Origin of the sequence: Stenotrophomonas sp. GD04145 (assembly GCF_029835135.1) — a bacterium.
GTDB classification, from domain to species: Bacteria; Pseudomonadota; Gammaproteobacteria; order Xanthomonadales; family Xanthomonadaceae; genus Stenotrophomonas; species Stenotrophomonas maltophilia_P.
In genome coordinates this window covers 76260-100190 of sequence record NZ_JAODZG010000011.1, presented here as the reverse complement: position 1 = coordinate 100190, position 23931 = coordinate 76260, and the positions used below count along the sequence as shown (strand labels likewise).

Sequence of the window (23931 nt, the reverse complement as noted above, 5' to 3'; positions counted from 1 at the left end):
GCCGACCAACGGTCGGCACCCACCCGGATCGATCAGAACCCCAGCGGGGTGTCGCCGACGATCGGCTGCAGCTGGCTGCGGAACAGTGCCTGGATGCGCTCCAGCGCCGCCTCGTCGTCGCCCTCGAAGCGCAGCACCAGTACCGGGGTGGTGTTGGAGGCGCGCACCAGTCCCCAGCCGTCGGGGAAATCCACACGCAGGCCGTCGATGGTCGACAGGCGGCCACCCACATACGGGTTGTCCGGCGACTGCGCTGCCGCCACCAGCATCGCCACCAGGGCGTGCGGCGTACCCTCGGACACCGGCACCTTCAGCTCCGGTGTGGCCACCATCTCCGGCAGTCCGGACAGCACCTCATCCGGGGTTTCCTCGCGCTGGGCCAGGATCTCCAGCAGGCGCGCGGCGGCGTACAGCCCGTCATCGAAGCCGAACCAGCGTTCCTTGAAGAAGAAGTGGCCGCTCATCTCGCCCGCCAGCTCGGCGTCGGTCTCGCGCATCTTCGCCTTCATCAGCGAGTGCCCGGTCTTCCACATCAGCGGGCTGCCGCCGTTGCGCAGCACGTGGTCGGACAGCTTGCCCGTGCACTTCACGTCGTAGATCACCATCGCCCCGGGATTGCGCATCAGCACATCGGCGGCGAACAGCATCAGCAGGCGGTCGGCGTAGATGATCCTGCCCTCGCCGGTGACCACGCCCAGGCGGTCGCCGTCACCGTCGAAGGCCACTCCGAGATCAGCGCCAAAGCGTTTGACCGTCTGTACGAGGTCCTGCAGGTTGTCCGGCTCGCTGGGGTCGGGATGATGATTGGGGAAGGTGCCATCAACATCGCAGTAAAGCGGAATCACCTCGGCACCGATCGCTTCCAGCAGCTGCGGGGCCAGCGCACCGGCAACCCCGTTGCCGGCGTCGGCCACCACCTTCAGCGGGCGGTCGAGCTGCACGTCGTCGGCGATCCGCTGGATGTAATCGGCGCCGACATCGCGCTGCTGGTAGTCACCCGGTTCTGCCGCCTGCACCAGGCGGCCCTCGACGATGCGCTGGTACAGGCCGGTGATGGCATCGCCGGACAGCGTTTCGCCGCCGATGACGACCTTGAAGCCGTTGTACTCGGGAGGATTGTGGCTGCCGGTCACCGCCACGCAGGTGCCGGTACGCAGGTGGAATGCGGCGTAATAGACGACCGGCGTGGGCGCCAGGCCGATGTCGATGACCGCGCAGCCGGCACGGCGCAGGCCTTCGGCCAGGCCGGCTGCCAGCTCGGGGCCGGACAGGCGCCCGTCACGGCCGATCACCACCTCGCGCAGGCCCTGTTCCAGCGCAGCCGTACCGATGGCCTGGCCGATCAGCGCGGCGGTCTTTGCAGTCAGTTCGCTGCCCACCACACCGCGGATGTCGTAGGCCCGGAAGATGCCCGCTGCCAGCGCTTCCGCCGGGACCGGCGGCGGAGGTGCCACTGTGGCGTCGGCGGCAGCTTCGGCGACCTGCGGTGGCGCCATCTGCAGGCTCTCGCGCAGCGTCGGGCCCTCATCCACCTCGACGGCGGACGTGCGCCGCGGCAGCGGCAGGCGCTTCGGCAGGCGGTCGCGACCGACCAGCAGCAGCACGGCGATGAAGGCCAGCAGCAGCGCGACGATACCGCTGGCCAGCGCGCCCAGACCGAGCGGGCCGGGTTCGACGTTGGGCACGGCCGCTGCCAGCCGCAGCGGGGTGCCGGCAATCGGCCTGGCCTGCGCCTCGGCGATCTGCGCCAGGCCGGAATCGCCCTGGGTGACCAGATCGTGCGTGCCCTGGCGCAGGCCGAGGAAACCACTGGCAGGTGCGCGGATCTGATCCAGCGGCGCGGTCAGGCGCAGCAGCGGCTGACGGACGTAGACCACCGCCGCCCCCAGGCTGCCCAGTTGCACCGGCACAGCCAGGCCGAGACGGTTGCCTCCCCCATCGCGGACCACCCGCAGGCTCGGCCGGTCCTCGCCCAATGCCTGCTCCAGCAGGGCCAGGCGCGCATAGCCAAAGGTGGCCGGATCGGCGTAGGCAGCGGTCAGGTCGGCGCCCAGCACTTCCACCCGCTCCACGCCGGACCAGCTCTCGCGCAGGGCCAGCGCAGCGGCGGACGCATCGCCGGCCTGCAGCGCCTGCTGCAGGCGCTCGTTCTTCAACTGCTGCTGCAGCTGCTGCAACTGGCCGCTGGCGGCCTGTTGCAGGCCCTGCACGGCCTGGTCACGCGCCTCTTCCAGCGCCTTGCCACCTGCCTCCTGGCGCCACTGCTGCACGGCGCTCCAGCCGAACCAGCCGGCCAGCAACACGAGCAGCACTGCCAACAGCGGTGCGCTGCGCCCCAACGACCGTCCCTGCTGCCTTTCCCCGATGCCGCTCATCGATGTCCCCCGTCAACGCACCCCGGTATGGCCGAATCCACCCGTTCCCCGCACGCTGTCGGTGAAAGTATCCACCACCTGCAGGCTGACGCGGGCAATCGGCACCACCACCAGCTGCGCGATGCGGTCACCCGGCTCGATCGTGAAGGCCTCGCGGCCCCGGTTCCAGACGCTGATCAGCAGCGGGCCCTGGTAGTCGGCATCGATCAGGCCGGTGCCGTTGCCGAGGACGATGCCGTGGCGATGGCCCAGCCCCGAACGCGGCAGGATGACCGCGCACAGGTGCGGATCGGCAATGTGGATGGCCAGGCCGCTGGGGACCAGCGCGGTATCGCCCGGCTGCAGGGTCAACGCGGTGTCCAGCGCTGCGCGCAGGTCCATGCCGGCACTGGCCTCGGTGGCATACGCCGGCAGCGGCCAGCTGTCGCCGAAGCGCGGATCGAGCAGTTTGACCTGCAACGGTTGCGATGAAATCACCTGGGTCATGCCTGAAGTCTCCGCGCGATCAGCGCCAGCAGTTGTTCGGCCAGCTCGCGCTTGGAGGTCGCCGGGAATACCTGTTCGCCATCCTGCCAGAAGGCCGTGGCGGCGTTGTTGTCACTTTCGAAGCCACCGCCACTGATGCCGACCTGGTTGGCGATCACCAGATCCAGGCGTTTGTCGACCAGCTTGCCACGCGCGTACTTCTCCACGTCGTGGGTTTCGGCGGCGAAACCGACCACCAGCTTCAGCGACTGCGTCTGCGCGGCCACCTCGGCCAGGATGTCCGGGGTACGCACCAGTTCGATCACCAGTGACTGGCTGTCGGCGGTCTTCTTCAGCTTCTGCGGCGCCACCTGCCGTGGGGTGTAGTCGGACACGGCGGCGGCACCGATATAGATATCGGCCGGCAGCGATGAGAGCACGGCGTCGCGCATCTGTGCGGCCGAGCGCACATCGACGCGCTGCACGCCGACCGGCGTCGGCAGCTGCACGGGACCACTGACCAGCACCACCTGCGCCCCCATCGTCGCCGCGGCCGCGGCCAGTGCGAAGCCCATCTTGCCGCTGCTGCGGTTGCCGACGTAGCGCACCGGGTCGATGTCCTCGTAGGTGGGTCCGGCGCTGATCAGCACACGCAGTCCCTGCAGCGCGCGGGTTGCCGAGGGCGCGGCAGGCGCCACGGCATTGCCGTTGGCCGCCAGCGCGGCAACGATGTCACCCGGCTCGGCCAGCCGCCCCGGGCCGGACTCACCCTCGGCCAACGGCCCGTCGACCGGTCCGATCACCTGCGCGCCCCGCTGGCGCAGCAGTGCGATGTTGGCCTGCGTGGCCGGATGCAGCCACATGCGATGGTTCATCGCCGGACACACGGTCAGCGGCGCGGTACTGGCCAGGCACAACGTGCTGACCAGGTCGTCGGCGTGACCATGGGCCAGCCGCGCCAGCAGGTCGGCGGTGCCCGGTGCGATCACGATGCGGTCGGCCCAGCGCGCCAGCTCGATGTGGCCCATGGCCTGTTCGGCGGCGCTGTCCCACAACGTAGTGCGGGTCGGCTGCCCGGACAGGGCCTGGAAACTGAGCGGGGTCACGAACTGCTGGGCGCCGGCAGTCATCGCCACCTGCACCAGCGCCCCGGCATCGCGCAGCCGCCGCACCAGTTCCAGGGCCTTGTAAGCCGCAATCCCGCCGCCGACACACAACAGCAGTTTCTGGCCTTCCAGCGCGCCGGCCGGCGCGGGGGATGCGTTGGGGGAGTCAGCCACCTGGAATTCCTGTGCAAACGAGGGCGCTAGCTTACCCGATGGTCGGTAATGTCCCGATGCACAGCGCACATAGCCGGCAGCTATCAGCAGATGGAACTTCCACTACCGCAGTTCCCGGGTTCACCCGCCGATGATTCGGAACTTTCCTATACCCGTGCCCTGGTCGGCTTTGCAGAATCGGTACTGGCGACCTCCGGTGCGCCGCTCCGCTTCCCCGAGGATCCCGCGTGCAACCGCGCATCATCATCGCCGACGACCATCCGGTTGTACTGCATGGCATCCGTATCGTGCTGGAGGCTCACCAGATGCAGGTGGCCGGCAGCGCGGCCGACGGTGCCCAGCTGCTCGACCTGCTGCAGCGTGAAACCTGCCATGCCGTCCTCACCGACCTGTCCATGCCCGGCGTCGGCCCCGACGGCCCTGCGCTGCTGGGCGCACTGCGCGAGCGTCATCCGGGCCTGCCGGTGGTGGTGCTGACCGGTGCCCGCCACCCGGGACTGCTGGACAGGCTGCTGCGCGAAGGCATCGATGGCCTGGTCGACAAATGCGCCGGCTTCGCCGAGCTGCCGATGGCGCTCGCGGCAGCCATGTCCGGCCAGGTCTTCGTCTCACAGCAGCTGCGTCATCACCTGCAGTCGCGCGACCTGCTGTTCCAGCGCACACCGGTCTCGCTCTCCGCGCGCGAGCAGGAAGTCCTGCAGCTGCTCGCCGAGGGCCTGAACATCAACGCCATCGCGGCCCGCTGCGGCCGCAGCCCGAAGACGATCAGCCGGCAGAAGGCCGAGGCCAAGCGCAAGCTGGGATTGCAGAGCAACCAGGAACTGTTCGACTACCTGAAGACCGTGCGCGATTGAGGCATCGGCTGACGGTCATCGGCGGCAAGCGCCGATGGGAGCGCCGGGCGCCGCTGGCGATGATGCAGGCATGCCCATCCATGACTGGCCTGAACAGGAACGTCCCCGCGAGAAGCTGCTGGCGCGGGGCCCCACCATGCTGTCCGACGCGGAGTTGCTGGCGCTGTTCCTCGGCTCCGGGGTCGGCGGCCGCGATGCCGTGCAGACCGCACGCGACCTGCTGCACGCGCACGGTCCGCTACGGGTACTGCTGGACCGGCCTGCCGGCGAGCTGGCACGGCTGCCCGGCCTGGGGCCGGCCCGCAGCTGCACCCTGGCCGCCGGCCTGGAACTGGCCCACCGGTACCTGGCCGCCGAACTGCAGCACGGCGAAGCAGTTGGCGACAATCCCGGGGCGGTGGGGCGCTACCTGCAGCACCGTCTGCGCGGGCAGGCCCGCGAACTGTTCCTGGTGCTGTTCCTGGACAACCGCCACCGGCTGATCGCGTGCGAGGAACTGTTTGCCGGAACCCTCACCGCAGCGGCGGTCTATCCGCGGGAGGTCGTGCGGCGCGCCCTGCAGCTCAATGCCGCCGCCGTGATCATCAGCCACAACCACCCGTCCGGCGACCCGGAGCCATCGCCGGCCGACGCGCGCATCACCGAGGAGCTGCAGCAGGCCCTGGCCCTGGTCGACATCCGCCTGCTCGACCATTTCGTAGTGGGCGAAGGCCGCCCTGTTTCGTTTGCTGAACGTGGCCTGCTGGGCCAGCGCCAGGCCCGCCTGTTCGGCTGAGCCCCGGCCCCCCGGCCGACCCCGGGGGGACCGCACAGGCAGGCAACGGTCAGCGTGGCCGCCGGCATCTGCGCTAAAATGGGCGATTCCGCCGCTCATTCTCACAGCAGGCCTCGTGAAAAATCTCCTCCGCGCCCTGATCAGCCAAGGCATCGAAGCCTTGCGCGCCAATGGCACCCTGCCCGCCGACTCCCTGCCGCCGGACTTCGTGGTCGAGCGCCCGAAGACCCGTGACCATGGCGACTTCGCCACCAACGCCGCGATGCTGCTGGCCAAGGCCGCGCGCAGCAACCCGCGCGCACTGGCGCAGGCACTGGTCGAGGCGCTGCCGCGCAGCGAGGACGTCAGCAAGGTCGAGATCGCCGGACCCGGCTTCATCAACTTCCACCTCGCTCCGGCCGCGTACCAGCGCGAAGCCGCCTCGGTCATCAAGGAAGGCCACGACTACGGGCGCAACCTGTCCGGCAACGGCCGCACGGTGGGCGTGGAGTATGTGTCGGCCAACCCGACCGGTCCGCTGCACGTCGGCCATGGCCGCGCTGCGGCGATCGGCGACTGCGTGGCCCGCGTGCTCGACGCCAACGGCTGGAACGCCAAGCGTGAGTTCTATTACAACGACGCCGGCGTGCAGATCGAGAACCTGGCGCTGTCGGTGCAGGCCCGCGTCCAGGGCATCGCCCCCGACCAGGAGGGCTGGCCGGAAGGCGGCTACCGCGGCGAGTACATCGCCGATGTCGCGCGAGCCTACATGGCCGGCGCCAGCGTCGACCTGGAAGGCACCCTCGTGGTCGGCGCCAAGGATCCGCACGACATGCAGGCGATCCGCCGCTTCGCGGTGGCCTACCTGCGCAACGAGCAGAACCTGGACCTGGCCGCGTTCGGCGTCGATTTCGACATCTACTTCCTGGAAAGCTCGCTGTACGCCGATGGCAAGGTCGCGGAAACCGTGGCCAAGCTGCAGGCGTCCGGCCACACCTACGAGGAAGGCGGCGCACTGTGGCTGCGCAGCACCGACTTCGGTGACGACAAGGACCGCGTGATGCGCAAGTCCGACGGCACCTTCACCTACTTCGTGCCGGACGTGGCCTACCACCTGTCCAAATGGCAGCGCGGCTACGAGCGCGCGATCACCGAGCTGGGCGCCGACCACCATGGGTCGCTGGCGCGCGTGCGTGCAGGCCTGCAGGCGCTGGAAGTGGGCATCCCGCAGGGCTGGCCCGAGTATGTGCTGCATCAGATGGTCACCGTCATGCGCGGCGGCGAGGAAGTGAAGCTGTCCAAGCGTGCCGGCAGCTACTTCACCCTGCGCGACCTGATCGAAGAAGCTGGACGCGATGCGACCCGCTGGTTCCTGATCGCGCGCAAGCCCGATTCGCAGCTGACCTTCGACATCGATCTGGCCCGCCAGCAGAGCAACGACAACCCCGTGTTCTACGTGCAGTACGCGCATGCCCGCGTGTGCAGCCTGCTCCGCCAGGCGCAGGAGAAGGGCCTGGCCTATGACCAGGGCAGTGGCCTGGGTCAGCTCGTGCGCCTGGCCGATGACGCCTCGCTGCTGCTGATGAACGAGATCTCGCGCTATCCGGAAGTGGTCGAAGCCGCCGGCGTGGCGCTGGAGCCGCATCTGGTGGCGCAGTACCTGCGTGAATTGGCGCATGCCTTCCACACGTGGTATCACGGGACACCGGTGCTGGTGGACGACGCCGACGATCGCAACGCCAAGCTGACGCTGGCCTGCGCGGCGCGTCAGGTGCTGGCCAATGGCCTCGACCTCCTGGGCGTGAGCGCCCCGGAAAAAATGTAAGCATCAGGAGACGCAGTACACATGGCAGCACGACGCGGCAAAAACCAGGCACGACGCAACAGCAGCAGCCAGGGCACCCCGGGATGGGTGTGGCTGGTCGCCGGTGTGGCCATCGCCGCCGTGGTGTTCCTGGCGGCGCCGAATCTGTTCAAGGGCGAGGGCGATGGCTTCCTGCGCGCCGGTCCGCAGCCGAACCCGAACGCGCAGCCGGCGCCGGTCGCTGATGCCGACGGCGATGTCGGCACGCAGCCAGCCGCACAACCGGCCACGCCGAAACCTGCCGAAGCCGAGAAGCCGGCGGCGACCCAGTACGACTTCTACACCCTGCTGCCCGGCAAGGAAGTGGAGATGTCCGATGCCGAACTGGCCGCCAGCACCCGCGCCGAGGAACAGCGCCGGGCCAAGGCCGAAGCGCAGCGCGCGCAGGCGGCGCTGGAAGGCAAACCGGTCCCCGCAACGCCGGCACCGACCGCAACGGCCAGTGTCGCCAGCACGGCACCGGTGACCGCGACCAGCCGTCCGCTGCCTGCCCCGCTGAGCGAACGCCCGGCAACGGCTGCACCGGCCACGCCCAGCCCGGCGGCGACCAACACGGCATCGACCGCGCAGGCCGCCCGCGTGGACGCGGCGCCGACCGCCGCTGCGGCACCGGCCGTGGCCGGCGACAACGCGCGCTACATCCTGCAGGCAGGTGCGTTCGGCGCCTCCGGCGACGCCGAGGCCACCAAGGCCAAGCTGGCGATGATGGGCCTGGCGGCACGGGTGGAGTCGGCGCAGATCAATGGCAAGACCGTGTACCGCGTGCGCATGGGGCCCTACGGCAGCGCCGGTGAGCTGTCCGAAGCCAAGCAGAAGCTGGATGGCACCGGCCTGCAGGCGATGGCGATCAAGGCACAGTGATCGTTCGGGTCTGAACGGAAGAAGCCGGGCATTGCCCGGCTTTCTTTTTTTTGGGCCCCGCAGGGCCGACCCACGCCCGGCGGCCGTGAAGGCACGCAGGTCAGCCCTCGCGCGCGACCTGGAAGCCGGCGAACGACTGGCTGACCGGCATCAGTTCCAGGCGGTTGATGTTCAGATGCGGCGGCAGGCTGGCAACCCAGAAGATCTGCTCGGCGATGTCCTCGGCGGTCATCGGGTTGGCGCCGGAATACAGCTTGTCCGACGCGGCCTGGTCACCGTGGGTACGCACCACCGTGAACTCGGTCTCGGCCATGCCCGGCTCGATGGTGGTCACACGCACGCCCGTGCCGTGCAGGTCCGAACGCAGGCCCAGCGAGAACTGGCTGACGAACGCCTTGGTACCGCCATACGCGTTGCCGCCCGGGTACGGGTAGACACCGGCAACCGACGAGATGTTGATGATCGCACCCCTGCGTTCGACCAGCTGCGGCAGCAGGCGGTGGGTCAACGTCACCAGGGCGGTGATGTTGGTATCGATCATCGTCGTCCAGTCCTGCAGGCTGGCGCTCTGCGCCGGAGCGGTGCCCTGCGCGAGACCGGCGTTGTTGACCAGCAGGTCGATCTCACCGAATGCGGGGGGCAGCGCCAGCAGCGCCGCTTCCATTGCGATCGGATCGCGGACATCAAAGGCCGCTGCGTGCACCACGTCCTTGCCATAGCGCTCGACCAGCGGTTGCAGGCGGTCGCTGCGACGGCCGGTGGCGATCACCTTCCAGCCTGCCTGGGCGAAGCGATGGACGGCGGCGGCGCCAAACCCGGACGTGGCGCCGGTAATCAGGACGGTGCGGGACATCAGGCAACTCCGTGGAGGAACGAGACCCCCATTCTGGCACCGTCGGCCGGACCCTGCCTTGCCTGATCGGTCTTCGCGCCGGGCACACTCAGCGCAGGCGGAACACGCGGGCCTTCGGCAGATCCTCGTCGACCTGCAGGAACCAGCGGCCGGCGATGCCCGGGATCACTTCGATCTGCGGCGCCTGGAGGGCCCTGCGCAGCTTCATCTGTCCCTTCATCACCTGCCATTGCTGTCCGTTGTCGAGGGTGAACACCGTGCCGGGGGCCCAACCGGCCACCTCCCCCACCACGCGTGCGCTGACCGGGCCTTCTTCCAGCCCCAGGTGCATGGCTGCCGGCGCCGGAACATTCGCAGGCAGCGGCGCGCCGGCGGGGGCGGCCGTGACCGCGGAGATGGCAGGCGACGCGGCCTCTGCCTGGCGCAGCACGCGGTTCAACGCCTGCAGCTGGGCCGGGCTCAGCCCCACTTCGGCCAGCTGGGCCGCAGTGAGCCGCTGTTCGACCGGAACAAAACGGTCCTGGGCATGGGCGGCAACACTGCTGGCCGCCAGCAGGAGGAGAACGAGGTACCGGCGCATCGGACGAGGTCTCTACGGAACAGCGCTCACGATGCTTCAATCCGGTGACAATCCGGTGACAACGGCCGGACCGCTACAATGGGCCATGATCAACAATGATGTACTGCGCAGCGTGCGCTACTCCCTGGACCTGGGCGACCATCACGTGGTGGCCCTGTGCCAGCTGGCCGACCCGGCCTTCGCGGTGGATCTCGAGCAGGCCAGGGCCTGGCTGCGGCGCGAGGATGAAGCCGGCTTCGTGCCGATGGACGACAGTGCGCTGGCGCACTTCCTGGATGGCCTGATCGTGCACCTGCGCGGCCGCGACGAGAGCCAGCCGCAGCGCGCCGTGGAAACCCGCATCGACAACAACCTCGTGCTGAAGAAGCTGCGCGTAGCGTTCCAGCTGCGCGACGTCGATCTGATGGACATCTTCGCCAGCGCCGGCTTCAAGGTATCCAAGTCCGAGATCGGGGCGCTGTTCCGCCAACCCGGGCATGCCAACTACCGACGTTGCCTGGATCAGATGCTGCGCAACTTCCTCAAGGGCCTGAGCCAGCGCCTGCGCGGTTGAGCCGCGCGGTACCGGCCCATGGGTGGCCGATACCGTCGTGGCGGCGCCGGCCCGCTAGAAGCTGCCCTGCAGCGCCAGTTCCCAGCGCCCGCCCGCGTTGCCCGGGAACAGGCGTCTGGCCGCGGTATCGGTGTCATGCACGGTGGCCCGCACTTCCCACGCCGGAGCCAACGTGGCGATGGCGCTGAGCTGCCCGTGCACGTAATCCGGCCCCTGCGCGGCCGCCAGCCAGTAGTGGCCCACGGCCGCTTCAAGCCGGAAGCTCTCGCGCAGCGGCAGGCGCACGCCCAGCTGTGCATACGTACCGCGACGGCCACCGGCCAGGGCATCGCTGGAATGCGCGACCTGCAGCCAGGTCCGCTGCTTCCAGCCCACCGTGGCAGCGAACTCTGTCCAGTCCAGCGCCCGGGCTGTCCCCGGATACACATAGCGGGTCAGGTTGGCGTCCAGCGTCCAGTCCGCGGCCGGTGTGCCGGACCAGCCCGCCACCAGATCGAACTCGCTGCGTGCGCCGTTGTCCGGCTTGAACGATACGTTCGAGCCCCACGCGCTGGCATACCACCCGGACGCGAGCGCGAACTTCGCTCCGGCCTGCACCGCCGGGTCGCCGTCACTCTGCGAACTGCCCCGCCAGACGTAATCGCTGGTCAACGTGGCGTTGCCGCTCACCTGTGCCTGCGCGCTGCCCACGCCCAGCAGTCCCGCCAACGCCGCGGCCAACGCCGCGATCATCCCCTTGCTGTCCACTGCACATCATTCCTCATCCAATGGCGGCTCAACCGCCGGGACGGCAGTGTCGATGGCAGGGCCGTAACGGTTCGATGGCGCTACCGTGGCCGGGGCGCAAAATCAGCGTAAAACCGCTTGGCAGTGGCGCGGTATGATGGCCGCCTGTTTCCAGGAAACCACCCATGGACGCCATCCTGACGCCGGTATCGATCGGCGAGCTGATCGACAAGATCACCATTCTCGAGATCAAGGCCGAACGCATCGGCGATGCCACCAAGCTGGCCAATGTGCGGACGGAGCTGGACGGCCTGCTGCCGTTGCTGCAGCAGCAGCTGCAGGCACAGCCGGCACTTGCCGCGCTGAAGCAGCAGCTGAAGACCATCAACGAGCGCATGTGGGACATCCAGGACCAGCTGCGCGACAAGGAAGCGGCACAGGTGTTCGATGATGCCTTCGTCCAGCTGGCGCGCGGCGTGTACGGTACCAATGGCGAGCGCGTGCAGGTCAAGAACGAGATCAACCGCGTTGCGGGTTCGGCACTGGTCGAAGAAAAGCAGTACCAGGGGGAATAAGCCCGGGTTTCAGCCGCATTCGAGCAGGTGGCGGATGCGGAACAGCTCGCCGTCACTGCGGATGCCGAGCTTCTGGTAGGCGGCTTTTTTCTGCGAGCTGACCGTGCTTGCGGAACGGCCGAAGCGCTGCGCGACTTCGCCGGTGCTGCAGCCTTCCAGCACCAGGCGCAGCACCTCGCGCTCGCGGCGGCTGAGCGGCATCAATGAGGGCATGCGGCGCGCCCGCGAGCGGCTCAACTGCGGGCGCAGTTCCGGCGGCACGAACCGCCCACCCCGGGCCACCACCTCCACAGCCCGCAGCAGCACGCGCGGTGCGGTCGCCTTGGACAGGAAGCCGCGCGCGCCGGCCTGCATGGCCGTCACCACCGTGCTGGCGTTGCAATGGGCTGAAAGCACCAGCACCGGCAACGACGGCCACTGCTGCGACAGCGTGCGCAGCAGTTGCAGGCCAACCCCTTGGTCACCCAGCGGAAGTGCATCGATCACCAGCAGATCGACACAACCGGGCTGCTGATGCAGCAGCGACAGCAGGTCGGCTTCATTGGCGAAGCTGCCACGGACCTGCAGACCGCTGTGCTCACATAACAGCACTTCCAGGCCCAGCCGCAGCACCGGATGCGGATCCAGCAGCGCCAGGCGGCGCAGCTTCCCGGTATGCGGGGTGGCGGGGGCGGGCGGCATCAGTCGGATCCGGCGGAAGTGGATGCCCACCGTAGGTCGCGCCCTGCAACGGCGGAATCCAATTCGTTGCAATGCAGCATCGACTGCGCAGCCGCAGTCAGATTTCATTTCGGTTGGGTGGAACGCAACAGGCCCGGCAGATGCCGGGCCTGTCGATGCACGCAGGGCGCAGAGCGCCTGCAGCGATTACCAGCTGAAGCGCGGGCCGACGGTGTATTCCTTGTCACCGTCGCGGTTCATCTTGAGCTCGCCGTTCAGGCCCCAGTTCTGGTTCAGCTTCACCTGACCACCCAGGCGGCCGTACCACTCGCCTTCCGGATTGATGCCGCGCTTCTTCGAGAAGTCTTCGTAACCAACCATGCCGTAGACTTCGGCGTGGGCACCGAACGCGGTGCGGATGCCGGCTTCAGCGCTGTAGCCGTTGAAATCCAGGCCATGCTCCAGGTCACGCTTCTGGTACGCCACGCGGGCCACGAAGTCGGTCGACGGCGCGATTTCCTGGTTGTAGCCGACACCGACCTTCCACTGGTCCAGCTTGAGATTGGTGTGGTCGATTTCCTGGCGGCTGTAGTCACCGAAGGCGTGGAAGTTCGGCAGGAAGCCGTAGGAACCCTTCACGCCCCAGCCGTCGGCCTTGAACGCGTCGATGTCGGTCTTGGCGTAGTTGGCTTCAGCATAGTTGTAGGACAGGTTCTCGGCAGCCGAGGCGGAGAACGGCAGGGCAGCAGCCAGCGCCAGGGCAATCAGCGAATTCTTCATGGGGGTACACCTTTACTTTCTTATGGTGAGCAGCAGCGCGGAAGCGCCGTCGCATCGGGAATGTAAATTCTCCGTTATTCGCCACAACGCACCCTGAAAACAGCAACCTTCGCATTGCTGAATTTTCTGGCTTGATTCAGGCGGTCTCTGGCATACGCGCGGCGCGCGGGTACGTCCTGAATGCTTCGATCGCGGCCGTGTCGATCTGCCGCGCCCTGGTTCGTCGAACAGAAGAAGGCCGCACATGCAGTGCGGTCCATCACGGAGGCAGGCAATGAGCTACATCGATGGTTTCGTTCTGGCGGTTCCCACCGCCAACAAGGAAAAGTTCCTCGCCCATGCGCGAAGCGGCGACGTGGTCTTCATCGAGTACGGGGCGCTGCGCGTGGTCGAGTGCTGGGGCGATGACGTGCCGCATGGCAAGACAACGGACTTCTTCGGCGCAGTGAAAGCAACACCGGAAGAGACGGTGGTGTTTTCCTGGATCGAGTGGCCTGACAAGGCCACCCGTGATGCGGGCATGCAGAAGATGATGGAAGACCCGCGCCTGGACCCCGCGAAGAACCCGATGCCGTTCGACGGTGCGCGGATGATCTATGGCGGTTTCACACCCATCTACGAACTGACCCGCTGACGCCTTCGCGGCGCTCAGCGCGTACCTGCGTCGTCTTCTCCGGCAGTGCCGGCGCCCAGTGCGGCGCCGGCCCCCAGGCCGAGCCCGCCCATGCCGGCGCCCATGCCCATTCCTCCGCCGCCGCCCGCACGACTGCCCTTGCCTTCGCCTTCAGGGCGGCCTTTGCCGCCCCCGCTGCCGCTTGCGGGCCGGGTCGGGCCCTGCCGTGGAATCTGCAGATCGGCCGGGATCGGCGCCAGATCCAGCGCTTCGCGGACAAAATCGCGCAGCGACACCACCAGCTCATGCGTGTGCACCGGTCGTCCCTGCGCCAACTCATCGGCGGCGCGCGCGGCCAGCCGCACCTGCTCATCGGTACCCAGCAGCAGGATGTCCGACAAGGCCGCTTCGACGGCGTCGCGGATGCGCCGCGCGCGATCCGAACCGGGTTCGACGATGCCCTGCTCATGGGCGCGCTGGCGCAGGTCGCGCAGATGACTGGGGTCGACCCCCAGCTCACCGGTGAACGAACCGCCCAGGGTCTTGTAGGCGGCCATCAGCGTGCGCAGCCGTTCGTTGATCTGCCGGTTCTCGCGCTCGCGGCGCTGCTGCAGGGTCTGCATCACCAGCAGGCGGATACCCACGCCCAGCAGCGTTATCAGCACCAGGCCGGCCAACGTGGAAAGCACACCCTGCCAGGAACTGAAATCGATGCCGCGCATGATGGGAACTCCAGCGGAGGGACTTCATCTTGCCTCAGGACGACCCCGCAGGCTTCATGCCGGGCCGTTGTACCGCCCCATGAACGCAGAAGGCCCCACCACCCGGCAGGGCGGAGGGGCCTTCGCCGCTCGCGCGATTACTTGCGCTTGGCAGCCTTGCGCACGGCCTTCTTCGCCGGGGCCTTCTTGGCAGCGGCCTTCTTCAGCGGTGCAGCCTTGCGGGCGACAGCCTTCTTGGTGGTCGCTGCCTTCTTGGCAACCGTCTTGCGGGTGGCAGCGGCCTTCTTGCCGACCACCTTCTTGGCGGCAGCCGTCTTCTTGGTGGCGACCTTGCGGGTAGCGGCAACCTTCTTGCCGACAACCTTCTTCGCGGCCACGGTCTTCTTGCCAGCCACCTTCTTGGCGGCGACCGTCTTCTTGGCCACGGCCTTCTTGGCGGTGGCCACCTTCTTGCCGACAACCTTCTTCGCGGCGGCGGCCTTCTTGGCAACCGTCTTCTTGGTGGCGGCTGCCTTCTTGGTCGCAGCCTTCTTCACCGTGGCGACCTTCTTGCCGGCAGCCTTGGTGGCGGCCTTCGTGGTCTTCTTGGCAACAGCAGCCTTCTTGGCGACAGTCTTGCCGGCAGCGGCCTTCTTCTTGGCCACTTCCTTCTTCAGGGCAGCGGCTTCGGCCTTGGCATTCTTCTTGGCGGCTTCCAGCTTCTGCTTGGCCTTGGCGACCGTCTTGCCGACCGACTTGGCGGCCTTCTCGGCCTTCTTGGCAACGGTCTTCTCGACCTTGGCCACGGCCTTCTTGGCCTTGGCGACGCGGGTGGTGGCGGCCTTGCGGGCGCGCTTGACGGTCTTCTTGACCGACTTCACTGCGTCTTCAGCGGCGTGGGCGATGGTCTCGCCGACGTTGGTGGCGGTTTCTTTCGCGTTCTCGACGGCGTCGGTCACGACCGACACACCATTACCGTTGCTCATGTTGCCCTCCTGGGGGCGTGGATTGTCAAAACGGGGCGATGCTATACCGACAATGACGATCGTGGAACGGGTGGTACGCCTGCAATCGCGTCTGCTGCGACGATAGTAGTGTAGGGGGAGGCTGGTGCTGCTACCGTCGATCCGCAGCAAACCCCTTTTTTTCAGCGCTGCGCCATGGGATTGAGGTGCACGTTGCGGCGACGGGCTGCCTGCACGCCCCTTGCCGGAACCTGCACGCGCGACGTGCCATCGCACACCTTGGATCGGCGGAACTGCGCAAGTATCAGAGGGTGTCCTGACCACGCCGGCGGACACACCCTATCGGTGTAGCGCCGATGGCCGACCGCACCGCAGGCGGGTCAGCCGTCGTCGGGCGCCGCATCGACGAGGATCTCTTTCATCGCGCATTTATCCACGCCGCAGCAGATTCATTCAGCTTGTTTTACCGTATGGGCCAACGGCCCCCATCCCACGCCTGCGAACCGACTCCCATGCGACCGCTACCTACCCTTCTCACGCTCGCAATCGCCGCCGCCTTCGGTGGATTCGTCGCCACCGGCATCAACGCCCACCTGGACAACCGCGCCGACGCCGCGCCCTTGCCGGCGGCCCTTCCGGCCACCGCCGCATTGCCGGCTTCGGTCGCCGGCCAGCCGGTGCCTTCGCTGGCACCGATGCTGGAAAAGACCATGCCCGCCGTGGTCAGCGTCAACACCAAGCAGGTGGTACGGGTACGCAACCCCTTCTTCAACGACCCGTTCTTCCGCCGCCTGTTCCCGGACATCCCGCAGGAACGGATCAACGAATCGCTGGGTTCGGGCGTCATCATCGACGCGAAGGAAGGCCTGGTGCTGACCAACCACCACGTCATCGAGAACGCCGATGACGTGCAGGTGACGCTCGCTGACGGGCGCACGGTCAAGGCGGAATTCCTCGGTTCGGACCGCGACACCGACATCGCCCTGATCCGCATCCCGGCGCAGAACCTCACCGAGATCAAGCTCGGCAACAGCGACCAGCTGCGGGTCGGCGACTTCGTGGTGGCGATCGGCAATCCGTTCGGCTTCAGCCAGACGGTGACCTCGGGCATCGTCTCGGCGGTCGGCCGCAGTGGCATCCGTGGGCTGGGCTACCAGAACTTCATCCAGACCGACGCCTCGATCAACCCGGGCAACTCCGGAGGTGCGCTGGTCGATCTGCAGGGCCAGCTGGTCGGCATCAACACCGCCAGCTTCAACCCGCAGGGCAGCATGGCCGGCAACATCGGCCTGGGCCTGGCCATTCCCACCAACCTGGCGCGCAGCGTGGTCGACCAGCTGGTCAAGCATGGCGTGGTGGTGCGCGGCACCCTGGGCGTGGAAAGCCAGAACCTGAGCGCGCAGATCGCCCAGGGCCTGGGCCTGGGCGAAACCCGCGGCGCGCTGATCACCCGGGTACTGGCCGGTTCGGCCGGTGCGGCGGCCGGGCTGAAGCCGGGCGACGTGGTGGTTGCCGCCAACGGGCAGCGCGTGGACAGCGCCGAAGCCCTGCACAACGTGGAGGGCCTGGCAGCGGTAGGCAGCGTACTGGCGCTGGACGTGCGCCGCGAAGGCAAGCCGCTGCAGATCCGGGCGACGCTGAAGGAGCAGGCGCGCGCCGCCAGCGGCGACAGCCTGGACCCGCGCCTGGGCGGCGCGACCTTCGTCGACCTGCCCGAATCGCTGCGCCAGTCCGGTGTACGCGGGGTGCTGGTCAGCGAGGTCAAGCGCGGCAGCCGCGCAGCCGGCAACGGGCTCCAGCAGGGCGACATCATCACCGATGCCACGGTGGGTGAATTCGCCGACCTGGCCAGCTGGCGCGCCAATTTCCAGCAGCGGCCACCGACCCTGGTGCTGCGCATCCTGCGCAACAACGGCCAGCAGCAGGGCCAATTGGTGATGCGCTGATCGCTCCGCCGTAACACCCCCTATACCCGGCCAGTGCTATTGCTGTACGTCCCTGTCGGCTGAAGCCGATCGTCCGTTCCCCCATCGCAACAGGAGTGATTCGATGAGCCCCACCAATACCGAGAACCTGAAGGAACACCTGGGTGAAGCCGGTTCCCACCTCAAGCAGGCCGCCAGTGCTGCCGGCGGTGCGATCAAGGGCGCGACCGGCGCTGCGACCGACGAACTGCGCATCGGCAAGGCCAACGTCAAGGCCGAGCTGTCCGACACGGCGCTGTCCGGCCTGGCTGCGGCTGAATTCGGCGGCGCTGCCGCCAAGGAACAGGTCGATGCACTGATGGACAAGGGCAAGGATCTGATCGACAGCGCCGCTGAACTGATCCGTGAGCGTCCCTTGGCATCGTTCGGCGTTGCCTTCGCCACTGGCTGGATCATCGCCAAGCTGGCTCGCGGCAGCAGCGACAAGTAAGTCCACGGCGTGAGCGAAGACAACACGCAACGCCCCGATCCGGCGGCCACCCCGCCGCTGGACGAGAGCATCCGCCAGGTCGGCGCGGCCGGTCGCGCCGCCGCCGACTCGGCCAAGCACACGCTGCGCTCGCTGCGTCGCCTGGCCTCGTCGGATTTCGCACTCGCCCGCAGTGCGTTCGGCCGGGCCCTGGCCTGGGCGGGCGTGGCGATCGTGTTCGGGGCCTCGGCCTGGCTGCTGATGGCCGCCACCCTCATCGCCCTGCTGCAGAGCTGGGGCCTGAGCTGGCTGCAGGCGCTTCTGATCACCTCGCTGCTCAGCCTGGCGGTGACCGGCTATGCGATCTGGCGGGTGTCCTACTTCTTCCACCACACCGGCATGCACGCTACCCGGCGCCAGCTGTCGCGCCTTGGCCTGTTCGACGAGCCCAGCGAAGACGATCCCGATGCCGGCGTACAGATTCCGGAGGGCAAGCCATGAAGTTCGGCGCATTGCAGCGGCGGGTGAAGCGTTGCGAACAGGTGGTGGCCGTGCGCATGGGTGAAACCCAGGACAACTGGACCGTGCTCAGCGAGGTCTGGCGCCGGGGCTGGTCTCCCCTGCGCATCGTGGTGGTCGGCCTGGCCGGTGGCTTCGTGGCCGGCAAGCTGGAAGTGCCGGGCAAAGTGAACGGTGCGCGCTGGCTGCAGATGATCGGCTCGGTCTCCAGCCTGGTGGCCAGCGGCCAGGCAGCACTGGCTGCCGCCGTGGCAGCCTACGCCGCCGACACCGCAGACGATGCGGCCGACACTGCCGAAGCCGCCGCCGACCCGGTCGCTCCCGCTGCCGCGGCACCCGCTTCCGCGCCACCTGCCGAGCCTGAGGCGCGCGAACCGCGGCCTGCCGAAGCGGCCACCGAACTGTCCGAACGTTGACGAACAGCATCCGCCGCGTTGACCGCGGCGGACGGATAATAGGCTCCCCTTCCCGGTCGGTACGTCGATGAGCGAGTCCCTCCTGTCCCCGTCACCGGCCGAACCCGCACCGTCTGCTGCCGCCCTTCCGCCGCCCACCCGCCCGCGCGGGCCGATGTCGCTGGTGGTGCTGGCAACGCTGGCGGTGGCCTACACGCTGTGGGCCGCACAGGACATCATCCTGCCGGTACTGCTGGCGATGTTCTTCGCGCTGGTCGGCAACCCGATCCTGCGCCTGCTGCAGAAGCTGTGGATTCCGCGGGCGCTGGGAGCGCTGCTGGTTCTCGGTGCCGGCCTGGGCGTGACCAGCTCGCTGGCCGTGCAGCTGATCGGCCCGGCGATGGAATGGGCGCAGGAAGCGCCACAACAGCTGCGCAAGGTCGCCCGGCAGGTACAGGATCTGACCAAGCCGGTGCAGCAGGCCAATCTGGCGGCCGAGAACTTCGCCCGCGTTGCCGGCGGCGACAGCAATCGCAAGGTGCAGGTGATCCGCACCCAGCTGGACGATCCCTATCGCATGCTGACCCGCGCCCCCCGGCTGGCCGCCTCGGTACTGGCCGTGGTCCTGCTGACGCTGTTCTTCATGATCTATGGGCAAAGCCTGCAGCGCGCGGCGATCGCATTGTTCCCGAACCGCCAGCAACAGCGCTTCACCAGCGACATCCTGCGCTCGATCGAGCGCGAGGTGTCGCGCTATGTGCTGACCATCAGCGTGATCAACACGCTGGTCGGCCTGGTCTTCGCCGGTGTGCTGATGCTGCTGGGGATCGGCCTGCAGGAAGCGCTGCTGTGGGGGACGGTGGCGGCACTGCTGAACTTCGCGCCCTATGTGGGCCCGTTGATCGGAGTGGCGCTGATGCTGCTGATGGGCTTCGTCGAATTCCGCGACCCGCTGCAGGCACTGCTGCCCGCTGCGGCATATCTGGGCCTGCATACCCTGGAGGGCCAGCTGGTGACCCCGATCGTGCTGGGCCGGCGCATGAAGCTCTCGCCGCTGGTCCTGATCCTGGCACTGATGGTGTTCGGCTGGGCCTGGGGCATGATCGGGCTGCTGCTGGCGGTGCCGCTGCTGGTCTGCATCAAGCTGGTGCTGGCCCGGCTGGACGGCATGCAGGGCTGGGCGCGCCTGCTGGAATGAAAGCGCGCGCGGGCAGGCGTAGAATGACCGGGTGAATTTCCCCGTCCTTGCCATCACCCTCGACCTCGACGACACGCTGTGGCCGTTCGCACCGATCGGCGCCCGCATCGACCAGGTGCTGCACGACTGGATGCGTGAACACAGCCCGGCCACCGCCGCGATGTATCCGCTGGCGGCGATGCGCGAACTGCGCGAGCGCTCGTTCCGCGACAACCCGCATCTGCATCATGACCTGAGCGCGCTGCGCCGGCTGACGCTGCGTGAGGCGCTGCAGAACAGCGGCGCCAGCCTGGACCTGCTGGAGCCGGCCTACGAAGCGTTCTATGCCGCGCGCAACCAGGTGGAGTGCTATCCCGATGCCCTCGATGCCCTGGCGCGTATCGCCGCGCGGGTACCGGTGGCCGCGCTGAGCAATGGCAATGCGGACCTGCAGCGGATCGGGCTGGCCCATCATTTCGCCTTCCAGCTGGGTGCGCGCGAACATGGCGCGGCGAAGCCGGAGGCGAGCATTTTCCATGCCGCGTGTGCCCGGCTGGGCGTGGCCCCGGCGCAGGTGCTGCATGTCGGTGACCACATCGAGATGGACGTGGCCGGCGCCATCGCCGCCGGCCTGCGCGGCTGCTGGATCAACCGCGACGCCGCCACCTGGACCCATCCGCAGCTGCAGCCCGACCTGCAGTTCGACACCCTCACCGGCCTGGCCGACTGGTTGGACGCCAACCTCGGCGCTACCGCATCCCGGAGCAATTGACGCATGAGCGAGATCACGGGCTTCACCGCCGACACTTCTGCCGCACTGCCGCTGTACGTGCTGGATCGCGAGCAGTTCGCCCGCTGGAACGCCGGACAGCCGGCCGCCACGCAGGCCTGGCTGGCCTCGCAGGGCTTCACCGCCGGCTCGCACAGCATCGCCCTGCTGCCCGGCAGCGAGGGTCTGGCCGGTGCGGTGATGGGCGTGGGCGATCGCGGCGATGCCTACAGCTATGCGCACGCGCCGCACGCCCTGCCCGAAGGCAGCGTGTGGCAGCTCGCCAGTGAGCTGCCGGCCAGCGAGCAGGCACTGCTGCAGCTGGGCTGGGGCCTGGGCAGCTATCGCTTCGACCGCTACCGCAAGCGCAACCGGCACCCGGCGCAGCTGGTTGCCGCACCGACCGGGGAAGTGGCGGATCTGATCGCCGCCAGCCTGCGCGTGCGCGACTGGGTCAACACGCCCACCGAAGACATGGGTCCGCAGCAGCTGGAAGAGGCCGCACGCACGCTGGCAGCGGCGCACGGCGCCGAGGTCGAAGCGATCACCGGTGATGCGCTGCTGGCGCAGAATTTCCCGGCCATCCATGCCGTCGGCCGCGCATCGCATCGCGCGCCGCGCCTGGTCGTGCTGCGCTGGGGCAAGGCGACGGATCCGGCGCTGGTGCTGGTCGGCAAGGGCGTGTGCTTCGATACCGGTGGGCTGGACATCAAGCCGGCCGATGGCATGCGCAACATGAAGAAGGACATGGGCGGCGCCGCGCACGCGCTGGCCCTGGCAGGACTGGTGATGGCCCAGCAGCTGCCGGTGCGCCTGACCTTGCTGGTGCCGGCGGTGGAGAACGCGATCGGCCCGGATGCGTTCCGTCCGGGCGAAGTCATCGCCACCCGCAAGGGCCTGAGCGTGGAGATCGACAACACCGACGCCGAAGGCCGTGTGATCCTGTGCGACGCGTTGACCTTCGCCGCTGAGCAGAAGCCGGACCTGGTTCTGGACTTCGCGACCCTGACCGGCGCTGCGCGCATCGCGCTGGGCCCGGACCTGCCGGCACTTTTCAGCAACGATGACACCGTCGCCCAGCAGTGGCTGCAGGCCGGAGATGAAACGCGCGACCCGGTCTGGCGCATGCCGCTGTGGCGTCCCTACCTGCGTTACCTGAGCAGCGGCATCGCCGACCTGGCCAATGCCGGTTCGCGCATGGCGGGCTCGGTTACCGCCGCGCTGTACCTGGAGCGCTTCCTTGAGGATGGCCAGCGCTGGGCGCACCTGGATGTGTACGCCTGGAACGATGGCGAACGGCCGGGCCGCCCGGCCGGCGGCGAAGCACTGGCCCTGCGCTCGGCCTGGGCGATGCTGAAGGCACGCTACGCCTGAGCGCAGCCGATGCGCGGGTGGAGCCGGACAGGGGTCCGCTCCACGAGTTGTGACGAAAAATTGAATTCCGGCCACGGTCGGGTTCTGCGAGGATGTGTCGGTCGACCACCCACACATTCCGTGAAGGCAGGACTCCGACCATGTCGCTCTTCCGCTACACCCGCGCCGGCCAGGGGCCGCGCGCACCGCGCAGGCATTCGCCGCTGCCCTGGATCGCGCTGATCGCCCTGATTCTTGGCGGGATCACGCTGGGCTTTGCCTGGCTGGCCGGCTGGGTCGGCCACCGCCTCACCGCGCAACGCTTCACCGACACCATCGAGGCCACCGGCCCGGCCCATCCCGGGTTCCGCCGTGCGCACAGCAAGGGCGTGTGCGTGAGTGGCTGGTTCGCACCCAGTGCGCAGGCGCCGACGCTGTCCAGCGCGCGCGTGTTCTCGCAGGCCCGGGTACCGGTGCTGGGCCGCCTGTCGATCGGTGGTGGCGATCCCCATGGGGCCGATGGCAGCGCCCGGGTGCGCAGCATCGCCCTGCAGCTGGTCAGCGACGATGGCCAGGAATGGCGGATGGCGATGAACAGTTTCCCGTTCTTCGCGGTGCCGACGGCGGAGGCCTTCTTCGAACAGACGCAGGCGCAGGTCCCCGATCCGGCGACCGGCAAGCCCGACCCGCAGAAGATGGCGGCGGTGCTGGCCAAGTACCCCAGCGCGCAGGCGTTCCAGCAATGGGCACGGACCGCGCCGTGGACCGACAGCTGGGCCAATACCCGCTTCAACAGCGTCAACAGCTTCTGGTTCACCAATGCGCAGGGCCAGCGACGCGCCGTGCGCTGGCAATGGCAGCCCCGCACGCCGGTCGCCGAGCTTGATGCCGACGCCCGCAAGCGCGCCGATGTCGATTTCCTCAGCCAGGACCTGCAGCGCCGGCTGGCGGCCGGCCCGGTGCAATGGGACCTGGTGGTCAGCATCGCCGAACCGGGGGACGCCATCGATGACCCGTCGGTACCCTGGCCGGACGCGCGGGAAACGGTGGTGGCAGGCGTGCTGAGCCTGGAGCGCATGCAGTCGCAGGAACAGGGCGCCTGCGGCGAGCTGAACTTCGACCCGCTGATCCTGCCCAGCGGTATCCGCGGCAGTGATGATCCGATCCTGGCCGCGCGGTCGGCGGTCTATTCGCAGTCGTTCAACCGGCGCGAGCGCGAGCGCGCGGCCGGAGCGGCAGCGCAACCGAAGGAGGCTGCACGATGAGCACCGGCAATGGCCACTTCAACCTGTTGGCGCGGGTACTGCACTGGTCGATGGCGGTGATGATCATCGCCATGCTGTTCATCGGCGTGACCATGGTCGCCTCGCTGCACCTGCGGCCGATGCTGCTCGACCTGCACCGCCCGCTGGGCATCGCGATCGGCGTGCTGGTGCTGCTGCGCCTGTACAACCGCCTGCGCCATCGGCCGCCGCCGCTGCCGGCCGATCTTCCGGTGTGGCAGGTGATGGCGGCAAAGGCATCGCACTGGATGCTGTACGCGTTGATGCTGGCAATGCCGCTGGTGGGCTGGGCAATGCTGTCCGCCGGGGGCTACCCCATCGTGCTGGGGGGCGGACTGCACCTGCCACCGATCGTGCCGCACACACCGGCACTGTATGCAGCGCTGCGCAGCGCACACAGCCTGCTGGCCTACGTGCTGTTCGCCACGGTGCTGATGCATGTCGGTGCCGCCCTCTTCCACCTGTGGGTCCGCCGCGATGGCGTGTTCCAGGCGATGGCGCGCGGGAAGGACTGACGCGACTGCGGCCTGTCGATCGCTCGTGGGCCAGGGAACCCCTCGGGAGCCGCCGGGCATGGCTCGG

The 23931-nt window shown here is 68.3% G+C and carries 26 protein-coding genes; 16 read left to right on the top strand and 10 right to left on the bottom strand.

Annotation, left to right across the window (positions count from 1 at the left end; genetic code table 11):
- Window positions 1-32: 32 nt before the first annotated feature.
- Genes N7367_RS08620 through coaBC form a run of 3 tightly spaced genes read right to left on the bottom strand, consistent with a single transcriptional unit; the run spans window position 33 to window position 4120 of the window.
- Complete coding sequence (locus N7367_RS08620) at window positions 33-2375, bottom strand: phosphomannomutase/phosphoglucomutase (RefSeq protein ID WP_279942196.1); 2343 nt, start codon at window positions 2373-2375, stop codon at window positions 33-35.
- 12 nt (window positions 2376-2387) lie between these two features.
- Window positions 2388-2861, bottom strand: a complete 474-nt coding sequence (gene dut / locus N7367_RS08615; RefSeq protein ID WP_053516506.1) for a dUTP diphosphatase — start codon at window positions 2859-2861, stop codon at window positions 2388-2390.
- Window positions 2858-4120 carry a bifunctional phosphopantothenoylcysteine decarboxylase/phosphopantothenate--cysteine ligase CoaBC gene (gene coaBC, locus N7367_RS08610; protein WP_128987883.1) on the bottom strand — a complete coding sequence of 421 codons (1263 nt, stop codon included), beginning with the start codon at window positions 4118-4120 and terminating at the stop codon, window positions 2858-2860. The genes dut and coaBC overlap by 4 nt, the downstream gene beginning before the upstream one ends.
- 227 nt (window positions 4121-4347) lie before the next feature.
- Here coaBC and N7367_RS08605 point away from each other — a divergent pair, with 227 nt between their 5' ends.
- The 4 genes from N7367_RS08605 to N7367_RS08590 all read left to right on the top strand — a co-directional run bounded on the left by N7367_RS08605 (window position 4348) and on the right by N7367_RS08590 (window position 8453).
- Window positions 4348-4974 (top strand): response regulator transcription factor, encoded by a 627-nt coding sequence (locus N7367_RS08605; RefSeq protein ID WP_053516509.1) that lies wholly within the window; start codon window positions 4348-4350, stop codon window positions 4972-4974.
- A 70-nt stretch (window positions 4975-5044) separates the two neighbouring features.
- Window positions 5045-5749 carry a DNA repair protein RadC gene (gene radC, locus N7367_RS08600; protein WP_065174506.1) on the top strand — a complete coding sequence of 235 codons (705 nt, stop codon included), beginning with the start codon at window positions 5045-5047 and terminating at the stop codon, window positions 5747-5749.
- Window positions 5750-5864: 115 nt separating this feature from the next.
- Entirely contained in the window at window positions 5865-7553 is a 1689-nt protein-coding gene (argS, locus tag N7367_RS08595; protein WP_053516518.1) for an arginine--tRNA ligase, read from the top strand.
- A 21-nt stretch (window positions 7554-7574) separates the two neighbouring features.
- Window positions 7575-8453 (top strand): SPOR domain-containing protein, encoded by an 879-nt coding sequence (locus N7367_RS08590; RefSeq protein ID WP_279942195.1) that lies wholly within the window; start codon window positions 7575-7577, stop codon window positions 8451-8453.
- Window positions 8454-8553: 100 nt separating this feature from the next.
- On the opposite strand, the gene N7367_RS08585 is transcribed toward N7367_RS08590, so the two are convergent.
- Together N7367_RS08585 and N7367_RS08580 are read right to left on the bottom strand one after the other, a co-directional pair.
- Window positions 8554-9306: an SDR family NAD(P)-dependent oxidoreductase gene (locus tag N7367_RS08585; protein ID WP_065174225.1), complete on the bottom strand. Its 753-nt coding sequence runs from the start codon at window positions 9304-9306 to the stop codon at window positions 8554-8556.
- A gap of 88 nt (window positions 9307-9394) precedes the next feature.
- Window positions 9395-9886 carry a hypothetical protein gene (locus N7367_RS08580; RefSeq protein WP_053516522.1) on the bottom strand — a complete coding sequence of 164 codons (492 nt, stop codon included), beginning with the start codon at window positions 9884-9886 and terminating at the stop codon, window positions 9395-9397.
- Between the two features lie 85 nt (window positions 9887-9971).
- Between N7367_RS08580 and N7367_RS08575 the strand changes: the two genes are divergently transcribed.
- Window positions 9972-10439, top strand: a complete 468-nt coding sequence (locus N7367_RS08575) for a DUF1456 family protein (RefSeq protein WP_074902165.1) — start codon at window positions 9972-9974, stop codon at window positions 10437-10439.
- A gap of 54 nt (window positions 10440-10493) precedes the next feature.
- Here N7367_RS08575 and N7367_RS08570 read toward each other — a convergent pair whose 3' ends face one another.
- On the bottom strand, window positions 10494-11186 hold the full coding sequence (locus N7367_RS08570) for a TorF family putative porin (RefSeq protein ID WP_279942194.1): 693 nt from the start codon (window positions 11184-11186) through the stop codon (window positions 10494-10496).
- Window positions 11187-11350: 164 nt separating this feature from the next.
- On the opposite strand from N7367_RS08570, the gene N7367_RS08565 reads away from it, so the two are divergent.
- Window positions 11351-11740: a DUF6165 family protein gene (locus N7367_RS08565; protein WP_053516526.1), complete on the top strand. Its 390-nt coding sequence runs from the start codon at window positions 11351-11353 to the stop codon at window positions 11738-11740.
- A 9-nt stretch (window positions 11741-11749) separates the two neighbouring features.
- On the opposite strand, the gene N7367_RS08560 is transcribed toward N7367_RS08565, so the two are convergent.
- Together N7367_RS08560 and N7367_RS08555 are read right to left on the bottom strand one after the other, a co-directional pair.
- Window positions 11750-12421, bottom strand: coding sequence for a response regulator transcription factor (locus tag N7367_RS08560; protein ID WP_053516559.1), 672 nt, complete (start codon window positions 12419-12421; stop codon window positions 11750-11752).
- 186 nt (window positions 12422-12607) lie between these two features.
- Window positions 12608-13180: an Ax21 family protein gene (locus N7367_RS08555; RefSeq protein WP_053516527.1), complete on the bottom strand. Its 573-nt coding sequence runs from the start codon at window positions 13178-13180 to the stop codon at window positions 12608-12610.
- Window positions 13181-13454: 274 nt separating this feature from the next.
- Here N7367_RS08555 and N7367_RS08550 point away from each other — a divergent pair, with 274 nt between their 5' ends.
- Entirely contained in the window at window positions 13455-13814 is a 360-nt protein-coding gene (locus N7367_RS08550; RefSeq protein ID WP_053516528.1) for a DUF1428 domain-containing protein, read from the top strand.
- A gap of 14 nt (window positions 13815-13828) precedes the next feature.
- On the opposite strand, the gene N7367_RS08545 is transcribed toward N7367_RS08550, so the two are convergent.
- Both N7367_RS08545 and N7367_RS08540 read right to left on the bottom strand, forming a co-directional pair.
- Window positions 13829-14515: a hypothetical protein gene (locus N7367_RS08545; RefSeq protein ID WP_128987890.1), complete on the bottom strand. Its 687-nt coding sequence runs from the start codon at window positions 14513-14515 to the stop codon at window positions 13829-13831.
- A 137-nt stretch (window positions 14516-14652) separates the two neighbouring features.
- The gene (locus N7367_RS08540) at window positions 14653-15480 is read right to left on the bottom strand and encodes a hypothetical protein (RefSeq protein WP_053516530.1); all 828 of its coding nucleotides are present in this window, start codon (window positions 15478-15480) and stop codon (window positions 14653-14655) included.
- A gap of 491 nt (window positions 15481-15971) precedes the next feature.
- Between N7367_RS08540 and N7367_RS08535 the strand changes: the two genes are divergently transcribed.
- From N7367_RS08535 to N7367_RS08495, 9 genes are all read left to right on the top strand, one after another.
- A complete protein-coding gene (locus N7367_RS08535) occupies window positions 15972-17405 on the top strand; it encodes a Do family serine endopeptidase (RefSeq protein WP_065174218.1) in 1434 nt (477 codons plus the stop codon).
- A gap of 103 nt (window positions 17406-17508) precedes the next feature.
- Window positions 17509-17874: a hypothetical protein gene (locus tag N7367_RS08530; RefSeq protein ID WP_053516533.1), complete on the top strand. Its 366-nt coding sequence runs from the start codon at window positions 17509-17511 to the stop codon at window positions 17872-17874.
- A 9-nt stretch (window positions 17875-17883) separates the two neighbouring features.
- Window positions 17884-18354 carry a phage holin family protein gene (locus N7367_RS08525; RefSeq protein ID WP_074902176.1) on the top strand — a complete coding sequence of 157 codons (471 nt, stop codon included), beginning with the start codon at window positions 17884-17886 and terminating at the stop codon, window positions 18352-18354.
- Entirely contained in the window at window positions 18351-18788 is a 438-nt protein-coding gene (locus tag N7367_RS08520; protein ID WP_053516536.1) for a hypothetical protein, read from the top strand. Before N7367_RS08525 ends, N7367_RS08520 begins: the two co-directional genes overlap by 4 nt.
- Window positions 18789-18855: 67 nt before the next feature.
- Window positions 18856-19965, top strand: coding sequence for an AI-2E family transporter (locus N7367_RS08515; protein WP_053516537.1), 1110 nt, complete (start codon window positions 18856-18858; stop codon window positions 19963-19965).
- A 31-nt stretch (window positions 19966-19996) separates the two neighbouring features.
- Window positions 19997-20716 carry an HAD-IA family hydrolase gene (locus N7367_RS08510; protein WP_197600106.1) on the top strand — a complete coding sequence of 240 codons (720 nt, stop codon included), beginning with the start codon at window positions 19997-19999 and terminating at the stop codon, window positions 20714-20716.
- Window positions 20717-20719: 3 nt separating this feature from the next.
- Window positions 20720-22087, top strand: a complete 1368-nt coding sequence (locus tag N7367_RS08505) for a leucyl aminopeptidase family protein (RefSeq protein ID WP_053516540.1) — start codon at window positions 20720-20722, stop codon at window positions 22085-22087.
- 140 nt (window positions 22088-22227) lie between these two features.
- Entirely contained in the window at window positions 22228-23331 is a 1104-nt protein-coding gene (locus tag N7367_RS08500) for a catalase family peroxidase (RefSeq protein WP_279942193.1), read from the top strand.
- Window positions 23328-23864 (top strand): cytochrome b, encoded by a 537-nt coding sequence (locus N7367_RS08495; RefSeq protein WP_065182014.1) that lies wholly within the window; start codon window positions 23328-23330, stop codon window positions 23862-23864. The genes N7367_RS08500 and N7367_RS08495 overlap by 4 nt, the downstream gene beginning before the upstream one ends.
- Window positions 23865-23931 lie beyond the last annotated feature (67 nt).